The sequence below is a fragment of the Flavobacterium piscinae genome, assembly GCF_004122145.1.
GTDB classification, from domain to species: domain Bacteria; phylum Bacteroidota; class Bacteroidia; order Flavobacteriales; family Flavobacteriaceae; genus Flavobacterium; species Flavobacterium piscinae.
Genome location: NZ_SBKQ01000012.1, coordinates 73,631 through 95,376, shown reverse-complemented (window position 1 = coordinate 95,376; position 21,746 = coordinate 73,631). Strand labels below are relative to the sequence as shown.

General features: G+C 35.6%; 24 protein-coding genes. 10 read left to right on the top strand and 14 right to left on the bottom strand.

The features are described 5' to 3' along the window. Positions 1 to 128: 128 nt before the first annotated feature. Entirely contained in the window at positions 129 to 1,580 is a 1,452-nt protein-coding gene (locus EQG68_RS12045) for a glyceraldehyde-3-phosphate dehydrogenase (RefSeq protein ID WP_129465138.1), read from the bottom strand. Between the two features lie 149 nt (positions 1,581 to 1,729). Then, on the bottom strand, positions 1,730 to 3,118 hold the full coding sequence (locus EQG68_RS12040) for a S1C family serine protease (protein WP_129465137.1): 1,389 nt from the start codon (positions 3,116 to 3,118) through the stop codon (positions 1,730 to 1,732). A 133-nt stretch (positions 3,119 to 3,251) separates the two neighbouring features. On the opposite strand from EQG68_RS12040, the gene dapF reads away from it, so the two are divergent. From dapF to EQG68_RS12015, 5 genes are all read left to right on the top strand, one after another. After that, a complete protein-coding gene (dapF, locus tag EQG68_RS12035; protein ID WP_129465136.1) occupies positions 3,252 to 4,034 on the top strand; it encodes a diaminopimelate epimerase in 783 nt (260 codons plus the stop codon). A 12-nt stretch (positions 4,035 to 4,046) separates the two neighbouring features. Continuing rightward, positions 4,047 to 4,577 (top strand): GNAT family N-acetyltransferase, encoded by a 531-nt coding sequence (locus tag EQG68_RS12030; protein WP_129465135.1) that lies wholly within the window; start codon positions 4,047 to 4,049, stop codon positions 4,575 to 4,577. A gap of 13 nt (positions 4,578 to 4,590) precedes the next feature. Continuing rightward, positions 4,591 to 5,628, top strand: a complete 1,038-nt coding sequence (gene mltG, locus EQG68_RS12025; protein WP_129465134.1) for an endolytic transglycosylase MltG — start codon at positions 4,591 to 4,593, stop codon at positions 5,626 to 5,628. Then, on the top strand, positions 5,629 to 6,531 hold the full coding sequence (locus tag EQG68_RS12020) for a DUF2279 domain-containing protein (RefSeq protein ID WP_129465133.1): 903 nt from the start codon (positions 5,629 to 5,631) through the stop codon (positions 6,529 to 6,531). Between the two features lie 97 nt (positions 6,532 to 6,628). Beyond that, positions 6,629 to 7,267: a peptidoglycan-binding protein LysM gene (locus EQG68_RS12015; RefSeq protein WP_129465132.1), complete on the top strand. Its 639-nt coding sequence runs from the start codon at positions 6,629 to 6,631 to the stop codon at positions 7,265 to 7,267. A gap of 1 nt (position 7,268) precedes the next feature. Here EQG68_RS12015 and EQG68_RS12010 read toward each other — a convergent pair whose 3' ends face one another. From EQG68_RS12010 to dnaA, 3 genes are all read right to left on the bottom strand, one after another. Continuing rightward, the gene (locus EQG68_RS12010) at positions 7,269 to 7,991 is read right to left on the bottom strand and encodes an SAM-dependent methyltransferase (RefSeq protein WP_164975450.1); all 723 of its coding nucleotides are present in this window, start codon (positions 7,989 to 7,991) and stop codon (positions 7,269 to 7,271) included. Positions 7,992 to 8,050: 59 nt separating this feature from the next. Then, positions 8,051 to 8,512, bottom strand: coding sequence for a low molecular weight protein-tyrosine-phosphatase (locus EQG68_RS12005; RefSeq protein ID WP_129465131.1), 462 nt, complete (start codon positions 8,510 to 8,512; stop codon positions 8,051 to 8,053). A 66-nt stretch (positions 8,513 to 8,578) separates the two neighbouring features. Beyond that, complete coding sequence (dnaA, locus tag EQG68_RS12000) at positions 8,579 to 10,006, bottom strand: chromosomal replication initiator protein DnaA (RefSeq protein ID WP_129465130.1); 1,428 nt, start codon at positions 10,004 to 10,006, stop codon at positions 8,579 to 8,581. A 197-nt stretch (positions 10,007 to 10,203) separates the two neighbouring features. On the opposite strand from dnaA, the gene EQG68_RS11995 reads away from it, so the two are divergent. After that, entirely contained in the window at positions 10,204 to 10,620 is a 417-nt protein-coding gene (locus EQG68_RS11995; RefSeq protein WP_129465129.1) for an acyl-CoA thioesterase, read from the top strand. Here the strand turns inward: EQG68_RS11995 and EQG68_RS11990 are convergent. From EQG68_RS11990 to ribD, 4 genes are read right to left on the bottom strand one after another with little or no spacing between them, the layout of a single operon-like run. Beyond that, on the bottom strand, positions 10,617 to 11,231 hold the full coding sequence (locus EQG68_RS11990) for an IMPACT family protein (protein WP_129465128.1): 615 nt from the start codon (positions 11,229 to 11,231) through the stop codon (positions 10,617 to 10,619). The genes EQG68_RS11995 and EQG68_RS11990 overlap by 4 nt on opposite strands. Before the next feature lies 1 nt (position 11,232). Then, positions 11,233 to 12,093, bottom strand: a complete 861-nt coding sequence (locus EQG68_RS11985) for a DMT family transporter (RefSeq protein WP_129465127.1) — start codon at positions 12,091 to 12,093, stop codon at positions 11,233 to 11,235. After that, positions 12,090 to 12,698, bottom strand: a complete 609-nt coding sequence (locus EQG68_RS11980; protein WP_129465126.1) for an HAD family hydrolase — start codon at positions 12,696 to 12,698, stop codon at positions 12,090 to 12,092. The genes EQG68_RS11985 and EQG68_RS11980 overlap by 4 nt, the downstream gene beginning before the upstream one ends. After that, complete coding sequence (gene ribD, locus EQG68_RS11975) at positions 12,691 to 13,731, bottom strand: bifunctional diaminohydroxyphosphoribosylaminopyrimidine deaminase/5-amino-6-(5-phosphoribosylamino)uracil reductase RibD (RefSeq protein ID WP_129465125.1); 1,041 nt, start codon at positions 13,729 to 13,731, stop codon at positions 12,691 to 12,693. The genes EQG68_RS11980 and ribD overlap by 8 nt, the downstream gene beginning before the upstream one ends. A gap of 79 nt (positions 13,732 to 13,810) precedes the next feature. On the opposite strand from ribD, the gene EQG68_RS11970 reads away from it, so the two are divergent. Further along, positions 13,811 to 14,290, top strand: a complete 480-nt coding sequence (locus EQG68_RS11970) for a GNAT family N-acetyltransferase (RefSeq protein WP_129465124.1) — start codon at positions 13,811 to 13,813, stop codon at positions 14,288 to 14,290. A 7-nt stretch (positions 14,291 to 14,297) separates the two neighbouring features. Then, positions 14,298 to 15,194: a peptide chain release factor N(5)-glutamine methyltransferase gene (gene prmC / locus EQG68_RS11965; protein WP_129465123.1), complete on the top strand. Its 897-nt coding sequence runs from the start codon at positions 14,298 to 14,300 to the stop codon at positions 15,192 to 15,194. A gap of 562 nt (positions 15,195 to 15,756) precedes the next feature. Here prmC and EQG68_RS11960 read toward each other — a convergent pair. Then, the gene (locus EQG68_RS11960) at positions 15,757 to 17,004 is read right to left on the bottom strand and encodes an ABC transporter permease (RefSeq protein ID WP_129465165.1); all 1,248 of its coding nucleotides are present in this window, start codon (positions 17,002 to 17,004) and stop codon (positions 15,757 to 15,759) included. 197 nt (positions 17,005 to 17,201) lie between these two features. Here EQG68_RS11960 and hisS point away from each other — a divergent pair, with 197 nt between their 5' ends. After that, positions 17,202 to 18,569: a histidine--tRNA ligase gene (gene hisS, locus EQG68_RS11955; protein ID WP_129465122.1), complete on the top strand. Its 1,368-nt coding sequence runs from the start codon at positions 17,202 to 17,204 to the stop codon at positions 18,567 to 18,569. A gap of 76 nt (positions 18,570 to 18,645) precedes the next feature. After that, positions 18,646 to 19,194, top strand: coding sequence for a hypothetical protein (locus EQG68_RS11950; protein WP_129465121.1), 549 nt, complete (start codon positions 18,646 to 18,648; stop codon positions 19,192 to 19,194). A 53-nt stretch (positions 19,195 to 19,247) separates the two neighbouring features. Here EQG68_RS11950 and EQG68_RS11945 read toward each other — a convergent pair whose 3' ends face one another. Genes EQG68_RS11945 through EQG68_RS11930 form a run of 4 tightly spaced genes read right to left on the bottom strand, consistent with a single transcriptional unit; the run spans position 19,248 to position 21,745 of the window. Beyond that, a complete protein-coding gene (locus EQG68_RS11945; protein WP_129465120.1) occupies positions 19,248 to 20,021 on the bottom strand; it encodes a superoxide dismutase in 774 nt (257 codons plus the stop codon). A 1-nt stretch (position 20,022) separates the two neighbouring features. Beyond that, on the bottom strand, positions 20,023 to 20,295 hold the full coding sequence (locus tag EQG68_RS11940) for an acyl-CoA-binding protein (protein WP_129465119.1): 273 nt from the start codon (positions 20,293 to 20,295) through the stop codon (positions 20,023 to 20,025). A 3-nt stretch (positions 20,296 to 20,298) separates the two neighbouring features. After that, positions 20,299 to 20,949, bottom strand: coding sequence for a phosphatidylserine decarboxylase family protein (locus EQG68_RS11935; protein ID WP_129465118.1), 651 nt, complete (start codon positions 20,947 to 20,949; stop codon positions 20,299 to 20,301). Then, entirely contained in the window at positions 20,939 to 21,745 is an 807-nt protein-coding gene (locus EQG68_RS11930; RefSeq protein ID WP_129465117.1) for a phosphatidate cytidylyltransferase, read from the bottom strand. The genes EQG68_RS11935 and EQG68_RS11930 overlap by 11 nt, the downstream gene beginning before the upstream one ends. Position 21,746: the final 1 nt, after the last annotated feature.

Below are 21,746 nucleotides of genomic sequence, written 5' to 3'. Positions count from 1 at the left end.
TAAATCGTTTGCAATATAACATAAATACCTGAAATAATTGTGTTTAGCTTGCCTTTATTTGTTGAACAAATAAAAAAAAACCGCTCAACTACACGTTAAAGCGGTTTTTACAAAAGTATTTAGTTAGTTTAGTAATACGCGTAACGTTGCACTCTGGAAATGTATTTTGCCAAACGGATGACTTGGTGACTATAGCCAAATTCATTATCATACCAAACATAAAGCACCACATTTTTTCCGTCTGCCGAAACAATTGTAGCGTTGCTGTCATAAATGGAAGGAGCATTGGTACCCACAATGTCTGATGAAACTAACTCGTTGCTAAGCGAATATTTAATTTGCTCCACCAATTGACCTTCCAAAGCATATTTTTTCATGATATCATTTACTTCTTGAACAGAAGTTTCTTTTCCTACTTCTAAATTTAATACTACTAAGGAACCATTAGGCACCGGAACACGAATGGCATTAGAGGTTAATTTTCCGGCTAAACTCGGTAAAGCTTTGGCTACAGCACTTCCGGCACCGGTTTCAGTAATAACCATGTTTAAGGCTGCGGCACGTCCTCTCCGGTATTTTTTGTGCATATTGTCTACCAAGTTTTGGTCATTGGTATAGGCATGAATGGTTTCTAAATGGCCTTTCACCACACCTAATGTATCTTCTACGGCTTTTAAAATAGGCGTAATGGCATTGGTTGTACAAGAAGCTGCCGAGAAAATATCCACTTTATCCGGATTATGGTCTTTGTGGTTTACGCCATAGACAATATTTGGAACTCCTTTTCCGGGAGCCGTCAGTAAAACTTTAGAAGCTCCTTTGGAAGTGAGATGTCTTTTCAATGCTTCTTCGGTTGTAAAAGCTCCGGTGTTATCAATCACTAAGGCCTCTTCAATACCATAAGTAGTGTAATCAATTTCTTCCGGAGAATTTGCCGATATGATATGAACCGTAGTTCCATTGATTAGTAAAGCGTTATTTTTAGGATCAGCCACCACGGAACCTTGAAAATCTCCATGAACGGAGTCGTAACGCAACAATGAAGCTCTTTTTTCTAAAATGGTTGCATCGTTTTTGTCTCTTGTTACAATGGCACGCAAACGCAATTGTGTTCCTTTTCCGGTTTTTGACATTAATTCTCTGGCTAACAATCGGCCAATTCTTCCAAAACCATATAAAACCACATCTTTTGGTTTGATAGAATTTTTCTCTTTTGCCTTTTTTAATTTATCAATCACAAATGATTTGGTGTTGTGGTATTTATCATCCTCCAAATGATATTCGTATGTTAATTTACCAATATCTAATTTTGATGGCGGTAAATCTAACGACAACATTTCTCTGGCAATTTCCACTGAATCAAAAATGGAGATTGGTTTACCTACAAATTCGCCAGCATATTCATGTAAATTTAAAATTTCAGATACGTTTTTGTCAATCAATTGATTACGGAATAGCACCATTTCGATAGATTTGTCATACCATAAATCGCTGATAATTTTGATAAATTCTACTCCGGCTCTTCTGCGGTCTGCTTGAAACGAAAGCTCTTTTTCGTATAAAGAAGGATTGTTATTCATACATTAAAAATTAGTTGGTGTTGTAAAATTTTGTGCAAAAGTATAGATTTCAAACGTTTTCGTAAACTTTTTTTACTTTTTTTTTAAAAATAAAAAATCCTGCAAAATCAACTTTCGATTTTGCAGGATTACTTAAATACTAACCTTATTTACAGTATGATTCGCATTACTTGTCCATTGCGAAGCATCAGTTCGACACGAACACCTTCTTTTTCAGTTTTGCTTCCTAAACCTCTGGAAATGGTTTCCAGATCGGTGGCTTTTACACCGTCAATACTTAAAATGATACTTCCTTTTAATTCATCGGCATACGGAGCCAACTTTTCATTGGTAATGTCTTTGATTTTCACCCCTTGTTTTAACTTGAATCGCTGTTTATCTGCCGTTTCCAAATCTTCTAATTCTAACCCATAAAATTCATAATTCAACAATTCTTTTTTGGTTAATTTTACCGGGATTGTTAATCGTTTACCGTCGCGATTCACTGTAACATTTATTTCATCATTTGGACGTTTGGTGTTCACATAGCCGGAAAGTTCTGCAAAGGATGTTACGTTTTGATTGTCTAATTTCACAATCACGTCGCCTGATTTAATGCCGGCTTTTTCAGCCCCTGAGTTTTTGGTTACTTTGTTGACATAAAAACCTTGTGTTTCGCTTAAGTTTAATTCTTTCGAAGCGGCACCGTTCAACTCTCTTCCTTCAATACCTAAAATTCCACGTTGAACATTTCCAAATTCCATAATGTCCTCAATAATTTTTCGGGTGATATTGGAAGGAACAGCAAATGAATAGCCTACATAACTTCCGGTATTAGAAGAAATCATCGTGTTGATTCCCACTAATTCTCCTCGCGTATTGACTAATGCACCACCACTGTTTCCGGGGTTCACCACCGCATCAGTTTGAATGAACGACTGAATGCCGCTCGTGTCTAAATTTCTTGCTTTCGCCGAAATAATTCCAGCTGTTACGGTAGAATTTAAGTTGTATGGATTTCCGATGGCTAACACCCATTCGCCCACTTTCACCTGATCTGAATCGGCAAAAACCGCATACGGTAATTTTTCATCGGTTTCTACTTTTAATAAGGCAATATCCATTTTCGAGTCAGAACCAATTAATTTTGCCGGATATGATTTTTTATTGTTTAGCGTAATTTCCAATTCGGTAGCTCCTTGAATCACATGATTATTGGTTACCACATAACCATCTTCTGAGATAATTACACCTGAACCGGTTCCAATTTGCGGTTGAGCTTGTCCACTTCGGTTTCCATAAAAGAAATCGATTGGATTATACACGGTTCGATAAGTAACATTTTTTACGTGAACTACTTGATTCAAGGCTAATTCTGCTGCTTCCGTAAAATCGATAGTTTCAGCTGAAAGACCAACATTTTTGGTTTGAATTTGAGGAGCAGTTGTTACAATACTTTTTGAATTTTCCAGATTGTCTTCAAAAAATAATTTATAGGCTCCCAATGTGGTGATTCCACTTAAAAGAGATACTAAAAATAAATTGGTTACATTTTTCATAGGTCATCTAAATTTAGTTTATTAATGTAAATTTATACGATTTATTATTTCTTGTGATAAGGTTTAACTCACTTTAACAGCCCTTAACTTTTCTTTAAAATAATTGTACTTTTGCAATGTATATCTTAAGCTAATGAACATTCAATTTTTTAAATACCAAGGAACGGGCAACGATTTTATCCTGATTGATAATCGCTATGAATTATTTCCCAAAAATAATACCAAATTAATTGAGAAGCTTTGTGACAGACGTTTTGGTATTGGTGCTGACGGTCTGATATTACTTGAAAATGACAAATTTTCAGATTTCAGAATGGTTTATTACAATTCGGATGGCAATGAAAGTTCCATGTGTGGAAATGGAGGCAGGTGTATCGTGGCGTTTGCGAAGCAATTGAATGTGATTGAAAACGAAACCACTTTTATGGCGGTGGATGGAGATCATTATGCCAAAATTTCAGCAGATGGTATAGTTTCATTACAAATGAAAAATGTGGAGGAGATAAAAATGGCTTCTGATTATGTTTTTTTGAATACGGGTTCTCCACATCATATTACCTTAGTGGATGAAGTAAAATCTGTTCCCGTGAAGGAAATCGGCAGTCAAATTCGCTACAGTGATTTGTATGGAAAAGCGGGGAGTAATGTCAATTTTGTGGAAGTGATTACTGATTCACTTTTTGCTGTTCGAACGTACGAAAGAGGCGTAGAAGACGAAACTTTGTCTTGTGGAACCGGCGTAACTGCTGCAGCAATAGCGATGAATGCCATCGGAAAAACAACATCAACTGAAATTTCGTTGTTGGTTGAAGGCGGCGAGTTAAAAGTTACTTTTAAAAAAGAAGGAAAAAAATATACTGAAGTTTTCTTAATAGGGCCGGCCACCTTTGTTTATGAGGGAAAAATTCAAATTTAAACTAGCTGCGGAATGAAAACACTTCATGGTCAACATATTTATTTACGGGCATTGGAACCGGAAGATTTGGAATTTGTCTATCAACTGGAAAATGATGAATCAGTATGGGAAATCAGTCAAACCCAAACGCCGTATAGTCGATTTTTAATTCGTCAGTATTTAGATAATGCTCAGCAAGATATTTATGAAGCGAAGCAATTACGCTTGGCCATCTGTAAGCAGGATACTTTTGATGCGATTGGTTTAATTGATTTGTTTGACTTTGATCCCAAAAATAAACGGGCAGGCATTGGAATATTGATTCAACATCCTGAAAACAGACAAAGCGGATTTGGTCGACAGGCTTTGGAATTGTTAATTCAATATGCTTTTGAGCATTTGGAGTTACACCAATTGTTTGCCAATATTTCTACCGATAATGAAGCAAGTAGGGCACTTTTTACTACTTTTGGGTTTGAATGTGTCGGAATAAAAAAGGATTGGAATTTTAGTCATGGAAATTATTCTGACGAAGCACTTTATCAATTAATCAATGCAAAATAATTTTTCAAGACATATGAATTTTAAAAAAATAATTCTCTCTATTTCTTTAGTAGTATTATTGGTAGTTGCCTATTTTGGATTTAAAGTCTATCAAATTGTTTTCACCCCTAATACAAGTTTTACAGAAGAAAAAATATCCGTCTTTGTACCTACCAATTCCACTTTTGAAGAGGTGAAAACTATCGTTTCTCCTTACTTAAAAGATATGGAAAAGTTTGAAACTCTGGCGAAACGAAGAGGGTATGCTACCGACGTAAAAGCCGGAAAATTTGAATTAACTCAAAACATGAACACCAATGCTATTGTTTCGGCCTTGCGAAGAAATGTTCCGGTTCGTGTTACCTTTAACAACCAAGAACGATTAGAAGATTTTGCGGGAAGAATAGCTTCCCAAATTGAAGCGGATAGTTTGCAATTGTTGCAAGCATTTAAAGAACCAACCTTTTTAAAAGAAAACGGTTTTACAGAAGAAACTGTTTTTACCATGTTGTTACCCAATACTTTTGAGTTTTATTGGAATACTTCCGCAGAAAAGTTTAGAAATCAGATGGCCAAAGCATACTATCGATTTTGGAATGATGAACGAAAAGCCAAAGCTGAAAAACTGGGATTAACTCCGGTTCAGGTTTCTATTTTAGCCTCAATCGTTCATAAAGAAACTGCCAAAGTAGAGGAACGACCTCGTGTAGCAAAAGTGTATTTGAACCGTATGAATGTAGGAATGCCGTTGCAAGCCGATCCTACTGTGATTTTTGCCTATAAATTAGGGTCTAATGATTTTAAGCAAGTGATTAAACGGGTTTATTATAAACATTTGGAAGTTGAATCTCCTTATAATACTTATCGAAATGTCGGTTTGCCACCCGGTCCCATTTTTATGGCGGATGTGAATGCCATTGACGCTGTTTTGAATCCAGAACAGCATGAATTTCTTTATTTCTGTGCCAGTGTGGAGCGTTTTGGCTATCACGAATTTGCCACCACTTTGGAACAACATAATGTGAATGCCAAAAAATATGCTACATGGTTAAATGCTCAAACGGCTAATTAATTGAGAGTTTTATATTTCATAATTGTTGTTTTTTTACTATTCTTAAATGGGTTAAATGCCCAATCGAAGTTTGAAGATTTTTTTAAGCCATCTGATACGTTGCTCACCAAAAGAAGAAATGCGGTTGTAATTTCAGAAACGGTTTTTAGTTCGGCAGCTTTGATAGGATTGCATCAACTTTGGTATGCCGATTATGAAAAATCGTCTTTTCAATTTAAAAATGACAATAGGGATTGGCTTCAAATGGATAAAGCAGGCCATGTTTATTCTTCCTATCATTTAGGTCGATTGAGTGCCGATATGCTTGGTTGGAGTGGGGTTTCAAAGGAAGGACAATTACTTTACGGAGCCGGTTTTGGCTTTGTTTTTCTTACCGCCGTTGAGGTTTTTGATGGCTATTCTGCCGAATGGGGATTTTCTTGGGGTGATGTAGCTGCCAATGCAACCGGTACCGCTATGTATGTTTCACAAGAACTATTGTGGAATGAACAGCGAATCATTCCTAAATTTTCTTTTCACACGACTTCCTATGCCAATCAACGACCGGAATTATTAGGAGAAGGTCTCAACGAACAAATTTTGAAAGATTATAACGGACAAACGTATTGGCTATCGGCCAATATTCATTCCTTTGCCAAAACTTCAAAAATTCCAAAATGGTTAAATCTTGCTCTTGGTTACGGAGCAGAGGGAATGCTTTCCTCTCAAAAAAATAATTTGGGAACAAATGACGACAGATTTCGTCAATTTTATATAAGTTTTGACGTTGATTTGTCTAAAATTGAAACGAAATCACATTTTTTAAAGACTATTTTTTCCGTTTTAAACACCATCAAAATTCCTGCTCCAACGTTTGAAATCAATGGTTTAGGAAAGTCAAAATTTCATATTATTTACTTTTAGAAAAGTTTAACTACTTGATTTTCATAATTATAAAAAATTATGTATCTTTGCACCCGTGAAATTCAAGATGGTGACAGAGCTTGAGAAATAAACATCTATGTCAAAAAAATGGTATTTTTATTCTTGTATCGCCTTGATTGTAGGCGTAATTAGTACAGGTTTTAAACCATATAAATTTGAGAATTTGAATTGGTTTTATGTAAATGAATCAGATGAAGTTTTACATTACACCGTTCCCACAGCAGCAGAATTGGAATATACCAATGTAATATTCCCACAAACCGGAAAAACCTATGCCGGTTTTAAACAAGCCCTGGCTTTTAAAGAATCACAAGGAAAATATCATTTGGTTAATTCCTTCGGATATATGGGGAAATACCAATTTGGTATGGGTACCTTACGAACGATTGGTGTTCGTGACAGTCTTCATTTTATGCGTTCTCCGCAATTACAAGAAAAAGCATTCAATGCTTTAGCTTCGATTAATAAATGGATTCTTCGAGATGAAATTGAAAAATACGAAGGTAAAGTAATTAAAGGTGTAACCATTACTGAATCAGGATTGTTGGCTGCTGCTCATTTAGGTGGAGCAGGTTCAGTTAAAAAATTTCTAAAAAGCAATGGAAATCGCAGTATCAAAGACGGTTTTGGAACTTCCATTAAAAGTTATATCAAAAAATTTGGAGGATATGATACTTCGCATATTGTGGCTAATAAGAATGCGAAAGTGAAATAAATCAAGATTTCTGAATAATAAAAATAGTAGGTCGGTTGTGTAAATCGACCTTTGTTTTTTTCCAATCGTTGATGGAAAGTGTTTTAATGTATTCGGTAGGTAAAGTAATATCCGTTGCGATACAAAGTCTTGTAGCGTTTTGAAGAGCTTGCAACATATCTTCCACTAATTTATTATTGCGATAAGGGGTTTCAATAAATAGTTGAGCCTGATTTTTTTCAAATGACAATCGTTCCAAGTTTTTCAACATTGCTTTTTTTTCACCCTTATCTATTGGTAAGTAACCATTGAATGCAAAGTTTTGTCCATTCATTCCTGAGCCCATCAAAGCGAGAAGGATAGAGGAAGGTCCCACCAAAGGCACCACTTGAATGCCTTTTTCATGAGCTAATTTCACAATTACAGCTCCCGGATCGGCTACACCGGGGCAACCGGCTTCGCTCATTAAGCCTACATTTCTTCCTTCTAAACACGGTTGAATCATGGCTTTGTGCTCTGAAATTTCAGTATGTTTGTTTAATACGTTGATTCTAAGATTTGCTTGTACTTTTTCAGGATTGATTGATTTAATAAATTTTCGTGCTGTTTTTTCATTTTCCACTACATAATCATTGATAAAATCAATGGTTCTTTTCACGGTTTGTGGCAACACATCTTCAGGAGCCACTTCACCTAAAGTGGTAGGTATTAAATAGAGTTTTCCTAAAAAAGTGATGGGTTTCATATTGATTTTATTTGCAACCTGTCCGGTTTTATGAAATAAAAGTTTGTGTCACTTTTACATTATTTTTTTAAAAGCTTATTGGCAATACTCTCACAAGCTTCCTCTAACATTTCAAAAACCTGATCAAAATTACTTTGTATGCCGTTATAGGGATCCGGTACATCAACATTTTCACCGGGAAACAGTTCGTCTAAAATGAGTAGAACTTTTTTCTTATCCTCTTCATTTTTGGCCATCGCAATTACATCGTTATAATTGTGGGTGTCCATTACAAAGATATGGTCATACTCCTGAAAAAAAGAGGGTTTAAATAATTTTCCTCGTTGATGGGTGATGTCAATACCGTTTTTTTCAGCAGTCAGAATTGATCGTTTATCAGGTGGATTTCCCACATGCCAATGCCCGGTTCCGGCGGAATCAACAAAAAAATCGTTTTTAGGAAGTTTGGAAGCCAAAATACCTTCTGCCAAAGGTGAACGGCAAATGTTCCCCAAACAAACCATTAAAATTTTAACAGGCATACCATCTAGATTCTTTAAAAAATAATTTCAGTATTCAAAGGTAATAAGAATACTGAAATTATCTTTTTATAGGGAAAGTTTTTTGTGAATGTCTTCCACAAATTTTCGGAATTGTTTATCAGTCGTCACTAAATTATCAACCGTTTTGCAAGCATGTAAAACAGTGGCGTGGTCACGGTCTCCAATTTGTGAACCAATATTAGCCAACGAGGCTTTGGTGAATTTCTTGGCAAAAAACATAGCCAATTGGCGGGCTTGCACCACGTGGCGTTTTCTGGTTTTTGACTGTAACGTATCAATGTCTAATTGAAAATAATCGGACACCACTTTCTGAATATAATCGATTGAGATTTCTCTTTTTACATTTTTAACAAATTTCTCAACCACTCCTTTAGCGAGGTCTAAGGTGACTTCTTTTTTATTGAAAGACGATTGAGCGATTAACGAAATAATAGCTCCTTCCAGTTCGCGTACATTTGTTTTGATGTTACGGGCTACATATTCAATGATTTCTTCCGGCATTTCAACACCATCACGGTACAAAATATTTTTAAGGATTGAAATTCTGGTTTCATAATCCGGTTGGTGTAATTCAGCCGATAATCCCCATTTGAAACGAGACAGCAAACGTTGTTCAATGTCTTGCATGTCTACCGGAGCTTTATCGGAGGTTAAGATAACCTGTTTACCGTTTTGATGTAGGAAATTGAAAATGTGGAAAAACACATCTTGCGTTCCTGATTTACCCGATAAAAATTGTACATCATCAATAATCAATACATCAATTAATTGATAAAAATGAATGAAATCGTTGCGAGTATTCTTCTTCACTGAATCAATGTATTGTTGTGTAAAAACTTCGGCAGAAATATACAAAACGGTTTTATCGGGATATTTGTCTTTAATTTCCACACCAATGGCGTGTGCCAAGTGAGTTTTACCTAAACCGACTCCACCAAATATCAAGAGCGGATTAAATGAAGTTCCACCCGGTTTGTTGGCCACAGCCATACCGGCAGAACGAGCTAAACGGTTGGAATCACCTTCTAAAAAGTTATCAAAACTGTAATTAGCATTTAATTGTGATTCGATTTTTAAATTCCTGATACCCGGAATCACAAAGGGGTTTTTAAGTTCAGGACTCAAATTTTTCAGGGGAGCGTCTACGTCTTGTGGCTTTACAGGACTACGGTGAGCACTAGGCAATTGTTCCGTAAAGGGTTGTTTATTGCCATAAGTGTTTTCCATTTTAATTTTATACAGTAACTTTGCGTTTTTTCCGAGTTCTTTGGTTAGGGCTACTTTGAGTAATTTCACATAGTGTTCTTCTAACCATTCATAGAAAAATTTGCTGGGTACTTGAATGTATAAAGCATTGTCTGTGAGTTCCACTGACTTAATCGGTTCGAACCAAGTTTTGTAAGCTTGCTCCTGAATATTGTCTTTTATAAAAGATAGACAGTTCTCCCATACCGATTCCGCAGTTTTGCTCATAAATTCTATAAATTTTGTTGTTTACTAAAGGTTATCTTACAAAGAAAACAGACTGTTTCTTTATCAACTTTTGGGATAACAAATATGTGAACAAAAAAACGTAAAAAAAAATAAATTGCTATTGATTTTATAAAAAAAATGTTGTAAAGATGCTTTACGGCTTTAAAAGTGGTTGAAGAAAAATATTACAGAAAATTATGAAAGAACATCAATTACATGTACGTGTACGTTATTCCGAAACAGATCAAATGGGCGTAGTTTATCACGGAAATTATTTACCTTATTTTGAGATAGGACGCGTGGAATGGCTGAGAAATCAAGGGATTTCTTATAAAAGCATGGAAGAAAACGGCGTCGCACTTCCTATTGTTAACATCAACATAAATTACAAAAAACCAGCACGTTACGATGATTTACTTACTGTAAAAACTAAATACAAAAGCCAAAGCTCAGTGAAGATAGAATTTGAATGTAAAATTGAAAACGAAAATGGCGAGTTATTAACAACTGCTGATTTTGTTTTGGTATTTGTAGACATCAAAACCGGCAAACCAATCGTTCCTCCGGAAAATATAAAAAAGATTATTGATCAAATGGAAGCGTTAGAAAATTAATCTACTTTTTCTATTTTAATTTCAAATAGATTGGAAAAAATGTCGAAAGTTGTTTCGGCATTTTTTTTTCGGGTGGAAAAGAGGAGTTCGCAATTCATTTCCATTTTTTGAGCAACGATATCTAAATTTTTTTCTTTGATGATCCGCATTACTTTATTCATGTTTTTATAATCAAAGGTCAGTTTGAAAAATACATCAATTGTTTTCTCAATAATTTCAGCATTTTCCAATGCCATTTGAGCTGTTGTTTTGTAGGCAGAGATTAATCCGCCAACCCCTAATTTTACTCCACCGAAATAGCGTACGACTACAATTAAAATATTGGTCACTTCAAACGACTGAATTTGACCATAGATTGGCATTCCGGCACTGTTGTTGGGTTCGCCGTCATCATTGGCTCTAAAACTTATCTTGTCTGTACCGATTTGATAGGCATAACACCAATGTCTGGCAGAAAAATGTTGCTTTTTTAACTGTTCCAAATGCACTTTCACCTCTTCTTCATTTACAACAGGAAATGCATAGCCAAAGAATTTACTGTTTTTTTCTTTAAACAATACTTCTCCCGATGGTTGGGAAATGGTTTTGTATGTGTCTTTTGATACATTCATATTAACTTGTCACCAGAAAGATAGCTACTAAAGCCATAGCAATTCCAATTGCATTTCGCATCGAAATCCTTTCTTTAAATAGTAAAATGCCAACCAAGGTAGAAACCATGACGATAGCCACATTGTGAATGGTAAAGATGGTTGAACTTTCAAACACTTCACTGTCCAACATTTTGATTAAATAATATAATGAAAAATAGTTTGGGATGCCAAGAATAACTCCGGCTACAATATTTTTCCCATTCATTTTCGTTTTATCTTTTACAATATTTATACCTATAATTATTATCCCTACCATAAAAGCCATTAAGAAAGTATGTGATGAAAATAATGAAATTTCATTTTCGGGTAAATAATCATTCTGTAAAATTTTTATACTGGTATCAATTGCACCGGCTCCAAAGAAGACTAAAGTCGGGTAGAGTAAATTTTTTGAATCGGCTACTGCACCTTCTTCTTTTTTTGAGGTGAAATAAACCGCAACTAAAGCCATTAGAATTCCGATGATTTTGGCAATTCCCAAATGTTCATTGTATAATATAACCCCAAAGCAGATAGGAATTATCACTGACATTTTTGAGGCAACAGACGCTACTGAAAGTCCGTTTCGTTGTGACGTTAATGCTGTTGCATAAAACACACTGATGAATAAAATACCCAATAGTACGCTACCGGTATACCATGTTTTATGTATGATTTGATTGTAATCAAAAGCTGTTTCGGTGAACAACAAACCCATTGTAAAAGCAGTAAAATAGTTTACCACCAATGCTTGCAAAGTATTGATATTGAATCGGGAAAAAAGTTTTAAAATGACAAAAAGGACAGCGTTAAAAAGAACACTTAAAACAATGTATATCACAGAGTAATTATTTTTTTGGCGAATAGTTCCGTAACATCTTCTTGTCCCACTTGTAAGTTCCATACTTCAATTCCCAGGGAAGCGGCAGCATCTGTGTTTTCTTTTTTATCATCCACAAACAAAGTGCGTTTCGGATTTAAATCATGCTTGTGAATAAGGTGTTTAAAAATATTCACGTCCGGTTTTCTCATTCCTAATTCATAGGAATAATACACTTTTTCGAAACAATTATAAAAATCACGTGTAACCGACATCCCCTCTTTGTGTTCAAAATGATCGATATGAATCATATCGGTGTTGGTCAGCAAAAACAATCTGTATTTTCCTTTTAAGCTTTGTAAAAATTCTAAACGATATTCCGGAAAATCGCCTAAAACGGCATTCCATGCTTTTCGGATATCTTCGATGGAAGCATTTGGAAGGTGTTTTTGAAAACCTTGAATAAATTCTAACTCGGTTATTTTACCAATTTCAAAACGTTTGTTTAAATCATCCAAATCGGCATGCCATTCTTTTAAGCCTAAATTACGGAATGCTTTTTCCACCCCCGGTTTATCTAAGTTTATGAAAATATCCCCAAAATCGAAAATAATTGTGTTAATCATACCGCTTCAGCATTAAAAGTTCATCGTTTAAAATCGTTGTTCGTTTCACGGTTTCGCCTGTAAGGGTTGGGGCTTTTGTTCCTTGTTGAAAAAGCAAATTTCCTTTAAAAATTCGAGCTTCATCCCACAAATTGGCTTCTATAAAGGTTTGTAAAGTTTGAAGTCCACCCTCAATGATAACCGATTGAATGCCTTTTTGAAAAAGGAAATGACTAATTTTTTCAGCAAGTTGATTACCAAAGATACTAGTTTCGGGTTTACAATTTTCAACTGAAACAAAATTTTCTTTTTCTGTAATAAAAATAGTGGGTTGCTTTCCTTTTTTTACTTCATAATTGTTAGAAATTTTCCCTGTACGATCTATCACAATTCTTATTGGATTATTTCCTTTCCAATCTCTGCTGTTCAATTGTGGATTGTCGGCCAAAACTGTATTTGTGCCTACTAAAATTGCTTGTTCTTCCGTTCGCCATTTATGTACTAATTGTCTCGAATAGGCATTGGTAATCCAAACCGGTTTTTGTTCTTTTTTTATTTGTGGCGAAAGAAAACCATCGGCACTTTCGGCCCATTTCAAGATGATGTAAGGTCTTTTTTGGTTGTGAAAGGTAAAAAAACGTCGATTGAGTTCCAGGCATTGCTTCTCTAACATACCAACGATTACATTTGCACCCGATTGTCGGAGTTTTTCAATTCCTTTTCCGGCTACTTTTTCATTGGGGTCAACTGTTCCCACCACAACATTCGGAATTTTATGATGAATAATCAAATCACTACAGGGAGGCGTTTTTCCAAAATGACTGCAGGGTTCTAGACTCACATAAATGGTTGATTTTGAAAGTAATGATTTGTCTTTCACCGAATTAATGGCATTTACTTCTGCATGCGATTCACCGGCTTTTTGATGCCATCCTTCGCCAATAATTTTGTTGTCAAACACAATCACGCTGCCCACTAATGGGTTGGGGTAGGTGGTTCCCAATCCGTTTTTGGCCAGTTCAAGGCAACGTTGCATGTACTTTTCGTGATTCATTGGATGACAAAATTACGCTTTTTGCCATTAAAAGCGTAAATAGTTTTATTTTTACGGTTTAATAAACCATTTGATTTTTATGATTACGATTCGTCCAATTCAAAAAGCTGATAATGAGCAGATAGCTTCAGTGATACGTTCTGTTTTAATCGAACATGATGTGCCTAAAGTGGGAACCGCTTATGCCGACGTATCGCTCGACAGCATGTTTGAAACCTATTCTTTGCCAAGAAGTCATTATTTTGTCGTTGAAAACAAGGGAAAGATAATTGGTGGAGCCGGCATCAGTCAGTTAGAAAACGAATCGGAAACTATTTGCGAATTGCAAAAAATGTATTTTCTTCCTGAAGCCAGAGGAATAGGCGTAGGTTCTGAAATGATGACGAAATGTTTAGCCTTTGCTCAATCGGTTGGGTTTAAAAAATGTTATTTAGAAACCATGCCGTATATGCATGCTGCTCAAAAACTATATTTAAAATTCGGGTTTCATTATATAGATGCACCCTTGGGATGCACGGGTCATACCTCTTGCCCGGTTTGGATGTTGAAAGAATTATAAGCTAAATATGACTTTTAAAGCAATAAAATCTTCCTTTCATACTCATTTGTCTTCTTTTTTTGACGAACAGGAAATTGATCAATTTTTTTATTTGGTGTTGGAAAAATTCCATCAATTGAAACGAATTGATTTGGCCTTGCAACCCGATTTAAAGGTATCAGCAGTTGAGTTAGAACGTTGGAATTTGGTTTTGGATCAATTAAAAACCCAAAAACCCATACAATATATTTTAGGGGAAGCATTTTTTTGCGATTTGGTTTTTAAAGTGAATGAACATACGTTGATTCCCCGACCGGAAACGGAAGAATTGGTGTATTGGATTTTGGATGAAATCAAAAAGCAAAATATATTTAATTCAACAATTGTAGATATCGGAACCGGAACCGGATGTATTCCCATTTCTTTGAAAAAGAATTTACCGGAATCGACTGTTTTTGGTATTGACATTTCGGAAGAAGCTTTAAAAGTAGCCAATGAAAATGCGATAAGTAATGATTTGGAAGTTCATTTTATTCAAAAAAACATTTTAGATGCTTCCGATTTGCAAAATCAATTTGATGTGATTGTTTCTAATCCACCATATGTTCGCGAGTTGGAAAAAGCAGAAATCAACACCAACGTTTTGGCTTTCGAACCGCATTTGGCCTTATTTGTTTCAGATGAAGATCCACTGGTTTTTTATCGAAAAATTGCTGAATTAGCTTTAAAACATCTAAAGCCGACAGGTTTGTTGTTTTTTGAAATTAATCAGTATTTGGGAAAAGAAACGGTTTCTCTTTTGGCTGATTTGGGATTTACAACTGTAGTATTGCGGAAGGATATTTATGGGAATGAACGGATGGTTAAAGCTAGCCTCACCCCCGACCCCTCTCCAAAGGAGAAGGGAGACGTGACGTTGAAATGACTACTAATTTAGTAGTAATGAATCCGTATTAATCCATTTTAAGCGAAGCGAATCCAATTATAAGAATCTGTGAAAATCTGTTTTATCCATGACTTCCGTATGCCATTAAGAAGGTAATTGGCAAGTAAACAATTAAATTGATTTTATTTTTTGAACCATATAAGTCTGATAAGTTCAATTAAGTTTTTTCTTATTGGCATTTTCGATTTCATGGTTTCCTTTTTAGCCCCGATTGAAGACGGTAGCTCCCGTTTTTAAAACGGGACTAAAGGCGAAAGCGGGAAAATGGTTTACTGAAAAAGCCCGAGCCATTCGCTACAAAAAAATAATGAATGTGATTTTTTAAATTTTACTAATTTTAAAATATGTGTTCTAAAATTAAAGATTGAACTAGTAAGTGAGCAATTAAAATATTTTTTTGAACCAAAAAAGTCAAATAAGTTCAAATAAGTTTAGCATCCGCTTTAATCCATTTTAAGCGAAGCGAATCCAATTATAAGAATCTGTGAAAATCTGTTTTATCCATGACATCCGTGTGCCATTGATAAGCGTTTGTTTAGAATTACTCGTATCGCAAAGCCTCTACAGGATCTAATTTAGAAGCCTTAATGGCAGGATATAAACCCGAAACCAATGCCACTACAAAACTGGTGATCACCGCTGCAATGATTGCCATCCAAGGAATGACAAAACTGAATTCCAGCAACGAAGCGAATAATGAACCAATAGTAATTCCGAGAATGATTCCCAACAAACCACCCAATTGTCCAATCACGATGGTTTCGGTAAAAAACTGAAAAGCAATGGTTTTTCGTTTGGCTCCAAGGGCTTTTCGCACACCGATTTCGCGGGTTCTTTCGGTTACGGAAACGAGCATGATGTTCATCAATGCAATCGAAGAACCAAAAATAGTAATGATGCCAATTAGCCATGCTGAAGCACTCAACACCGATGTGAGTGATAAAATTTGATTGATTAATTCGTCACTGCGGATGATTCCGAAGTTATTTTCTTCTGCCGGATTTTGTTTTCTAACTTGTCGCATGGTAATCATGGCTTGGTCGATAGCGGCGTCAAGCAGTTCTTTTTTCTCTACCATCACACTCAAATTATAATTGATGTTGGGTTGCGAAAACAACGATCGAGCCACTTGAATTGGAATCATCACCCGTAAATCCTGACTGTTTCCAAAAGTGGAGCCTTCTTCTTTTAAAATACCAATAACTTTAAATTTTGCTCCGCGAATAGAAATGACTTTATCAATTGGGTTGACATCTTTTAACAATCCTTTTTCAAAATCGGAACCCACGACACAAACATAATTGTTGTTTTCAATATCAAAACCGGTAAAATTTCGTCCGCTGGCGACTTCTAAACCGGAATTTGGAGCAAAATATTCATCTACACCGACCACTGTGATTTCCGGATCGGTTTTTTTATTTTCATATTTTACTTCGGCATTGGAAGTTGCTACGAAAGAAAGTGAGGAGTTGGTGAACGGATAGTTGTATTTTTCCTGAAATTCTTTAGCTTGCGGATAAGAAATGATTGGGTTGATTATTTCGCGTTCACCTCTGCGACCTCTTCCTATACGAACTTCAAGTTCGTATTGTCTGATTGTGAAGGTGTTGGCTCCCATTGAAGCAAAATTAGATGATAACGTGTTTTCCAACGCCGAAACTACGGTTAAAATACTCACCAATGCCGTGATTCCAATGGCAATAATGATGATGGTTAATATCGTACGCAAAAGCTGAGTCTTGATAGAACCCAATGCAATTTTGATGTTTTCTTTTACTAAGCTGGCCATATCTTCATTTGACACGAATTTACACTTTTTGTTACAGGTTTTCTTTAAAATTCTTTTAAAAGTAAGATATTTGCAAAGTCAATGGCAATGGCAAAAATCAATGGCAATGTCAAAAGTCAATGGCAATGGCAAAAATTAATGGCAATGGCAATTGCAAAAGTTAATGACAATTGCAAAAATTAAATTAGAAAACAATAATGGCACAAAAACCAAGTATACCCAAAGGAACCAGAGATTTTTCACCGGCAGAGGTGGCGAAACGCAATTACATCAGCTCGATCATGAAACATCATTTTGAGGTGTTTGGTTTTCAGCCGATTGAAACGCCTTCGTTTGAAAATTCGGAAACGTTAATGGGAAAATATGGGGAAGAAGGGGATCGATTGATTTTTAAGATTTTGAATTCAGGGGATTATTTGGATAAAGTGAGTGAAGAAGAATTATCAAACATTGATTATAAAAAACTAACTTCAAAAATCTCCGAAAAGGCCCTCCGCTACGACCTCACCGTTCCGTTTGCTCGTTACGTGGTGCAACACCAAAATGAAATTGAGTTTCCCTTTAAGCGGTACCAAATTCAGCCGGTTTGGCGTGCCGATCGTCCGCAAAAAGGAAGGTTTAGAGAGTTTTACCAATGTGATGCCGATGTTGTGGGTTCGACCTCGTTGTGGCAAGAAGTGGAATTGGTGCAATTGTATGATGCGGTATTTACCCAATTGGGATTAGGCGGGGCGACGATCAAAATCAATAATAGAAAAATTTTGTCCGGCATTGCGGAAGTGATTGGTGCGAAAGATAAATTGATTGATTTTACCGTTGCGTTAGACAAATTAGACAAAATAGGCGAGGAGGGTGTGAAAAAAGAAATGTTGGAAAAAGGCATCTCCGAGACCGCCATCGAAAAGGTGCAACCGTTGTTTCAGTTTATGGGGACAGTTGCTGAAAAAATTGAAAAATTAAACCAGTTGTTGGCTTCGTCTGAAGAAGGAAAAAAAGGAGTAGAAGAGTTGCAATTCATTTGTGAAACCATTGAAAAATTAGGTTTACAAACCGCCATCATTGATTTGGATGTCACCTTAGCCAGAGGATTAAATTATTACACCGGAGCCATTTTTGAAGTGGTTGCTCCACAAGTCGCCATGGGTTCCATTGGTGGTGGTGGTCGTTATGACGATTTGACCGGCATTTTCGGTTTAAAAAACATGAGTGGCGTCGGAATCTCGTTTGGATTGGATAGAATTTATTTGGTGTTGGAAGAATTAGGATTATTTCCGGAAACGGTGACAGCCACCACCAAAGCACTATTTATCAACTACGGTAATCAAGAAAGTTTATATGCGATGGAAGCGATTACGAAGTTACGTCGCTCCGGAATTAAAGTGGAATTATATCCCGATGCGGCTAAAATCGCCAAACAATTTCAACATGCTGACAAACGCGGCATTCCTTTTGCAGTGATTGCCGGACAATCGGAAATGGAGCAAAATTGTTTTGGGTTGAAGAATTTAGCAACCGGAGAACAAATGAAATTGGATTTTGAGGGGTTGCGGAAAGCATTGGTTTAGCATTCCATTGTGATTTAGATTTTGTTTGGAATAACTTTTGCTTTTGTATCTTTACGAAATCATCGAATAACCAACTATGAGAATTCTTTTAATATTTTTTCTACTCCTTCATTTTTCTGCTAACGCACAAATTATTAATGCTCAACATTGTGGTTATGATTTTACTTCCTATTTGGTGATTGATGTTCATGAAAAAGGTAAAAAAGAAAACATTAAGAACTTACGGATCACAATTATAGACAGTTCAGGTAATGAAGTTATCAATAAGAACAACCGTTGGAGTTGGGTTAATAATAATAAACCGTTGTTATTTACGCCGAATTACAAGCTCAACAAAGCAGGGGAGAAAGTAAGTGATAATGATCCTGAAGGCAAATGGTTTTTTCCTTTTGCAAAAGACAATTACTTACTTTCTATTGTTAATACTTTTGTTACAGATAATTTCAGCGTTAAAATTGAAGATATCGATGGTGAAGAAAATGGTGGTCAATTTGAAACACAAGTAATCCAGCTTTATCCGTTTAATATGTATATTTTATGTTCTTCAGAAAATGAACGACAAGCTCAGCAATTTGGGCCTCGGACCAACCGTCCGGTGGAAGTTATTTTAGAAAGAAAAAAATAAAAAAAGGTTCGATGAGTGAATTCAACGAACCTTTTTAATATTAATTACATTAATTATTCCACAGCGACTGCAGCGGTATATTTTTCAGTTACTTTATCCCAGTTAATTACGTTAAAGAAACCTTCAACATAATCTTTTCTTTTGTTTTGGTGTTTTAGATAATAAGCATGTTCCCACACATCTACTGCTAAAATCGGTGTTCCGGTATTCCCTAATTTAGTCATTAACGGATTGTCTTGATTCGCTGTTGTTGTAATCACTAACTTACCTGTTTTATCCACAATTAACCAAGCCCAGCCTGAACCGAATTGTTTGGTAGCTGCTTCTGTAAATTGGGTTTTAAAATCGGCAAAACTTCCAAAATCTTTTGTGATGGCTTCTGCAACAGCACCTGTTGGCTCACCACCTTTGTTGGGTGCCATTATTTCCCAAAAGAAATTGTGATTATAGTATCCACCGCCATTGTTACGAACAGCTTTGTTTTCAGGGTCTAATTTTTTTAAAATATCTTCGATTGACATGTTGGCCATTTCTGTTCCGACAATCGCTTTGTTTAAGTTATTGGCATAACCCAAATGATGTTTTGAAAAATGGACTTCCATGGTTTTTGCATCAATATGCGGCTCTAAAGCATTGTAAGCATAAGGTAATGCAATCATTTCAAAAGCTCCGCCCTCATCAACTTTCACATCAGCAGGGTTCCCCATTTCGGTCACAACTTCTTCCTTTTCCGGCAAAGGAACTTCTACTACTTCTTCTAATTTTTTATTGTTGTTGCAACTGCTTAAGCTTGCAACTAAAAATGCAGCTAAGAATAATTTTTTCATGTTATTTTTTTTTGTTTAATAATGAATTAATTGTTTCAATATAAAGCTCTTTTGCTTCATCCGGAGAAATATGACTGATTTGCATCCATGCGTTTGTTTTGAACGCATTCCGAAGGTCGTTATTACTCAGTTGTTTGTAACCCACTGTACCATGAGTTGCCTGTTTGTAGTAAGCATAAATTCGCAACATGACATCTTGAGGAAGTAACTCTGTCATATTGGAAGCTTTTTCAAATGCCTCTTGAAAACGGGTATCTAAATCTTTTTCAGCCATTGCTTATTTTTCGGCTACAACAGTTTCTCCCCCTTTAACGGTTTGGTTCAAACTCACCTTGATTTTTGTTCCTAAAGGTAAGAATAAATCAACTCTCGAACCAAATTTAATAAAGCCGGCATCCGTTCCTTGTTTCACCATAGTGCCTTCTTTGGCATAGTTTACAATTCTTCGGGCCAATGCACCGGCGATTTGGCGGTAGAGAATTTCACCAAAAATTCGATTTTCAATAACTACGGTTGTTCTTTCATTTTCTGTACTTGCTTTTGGATGCCAAGCCACTAAATATTTTCCGGGATGATATTTACTGAAATTAATTTTTCCATTCACGGCATAACGAGTCACGTGTACATTAATGGGTGACATAAAAATGGAAACTTGAAGACGTTTGTCCTTAAAATATTCGGGTTCAAAAACTTCTTCTATCACCACCACTTTTCCATCTACCGGAGCAATGACATGGTTGTCATCATTTTGGGTATATCTTTTTGGATTTCTGAAAAATTGTAAGATTAAAATCAAAAAAATCAATCCGATAATTTGAATGGTCATTCGCAACCAAGTTAATGATATAAAATGATCGGCTAATAAAATCATGGCGGCAACAATAACAGTAGCCATTAAAATGATTTTCGCTCCTTCTTTATGAAACATAATTTAAAATTTGATAAAACAAAAAAATGAATGGTGCCACATAGATGATACTGTCCAAACGATCCAAAATTCCACCATGGCCCGGCATGATTTTCCCACTGTCTTTCACTCCGGCTAATCGTTTGAATTTTGACTGAATTAAATCACCTAATGTTGCAAATATACTAACTAATATGGCTATTCCAATCCAAATTCCGATATTGGAAGTTCCGATGAAAAATTTGGCAATCAGCATACTGCCTATAATACTGAAAGTAAGACCTCCTAAAAAACCTTCAATAGTTTTTTTGGGTGAAATTCGTTCAAAAAGTTTATGCTTACCAATCGATTTTCCTACCACATAAGCAAAGGTGTCATTGGTCCAAATCAAAATAAAAATACCGATTAAAATTCTTGGGTTATAGCCATCCACACCAATTGGTATTTTAGTTAAAATGATAAATGGTAAAATAATGTAGCCAATCAAATACAACCATTTTTCATGTTTTTTAAATGCTTTATCTTTCTTGGAAAACAGAAAAAAAGCCAATTGAATAGCGACTAAAATACTAATTAAAGTAATACTTCCATCATACAATTGGTTAAAAGGGGTATTGTAAAAAATGATATAGCTAACGATGGCTATGATTAAAGGGATAACATAATTTAGTTTGACTAATTTACAAAATTCAAGTACCGCCATCGCCAAAAAGAGGCCAAACAAAATGTAAAAAGTAATGTTTGAATAAAGTATGCAACTTAATAACAGAAGAATATAAACTGCACCCGATAAAGCTCTGATAAGCGTTTCATTCATT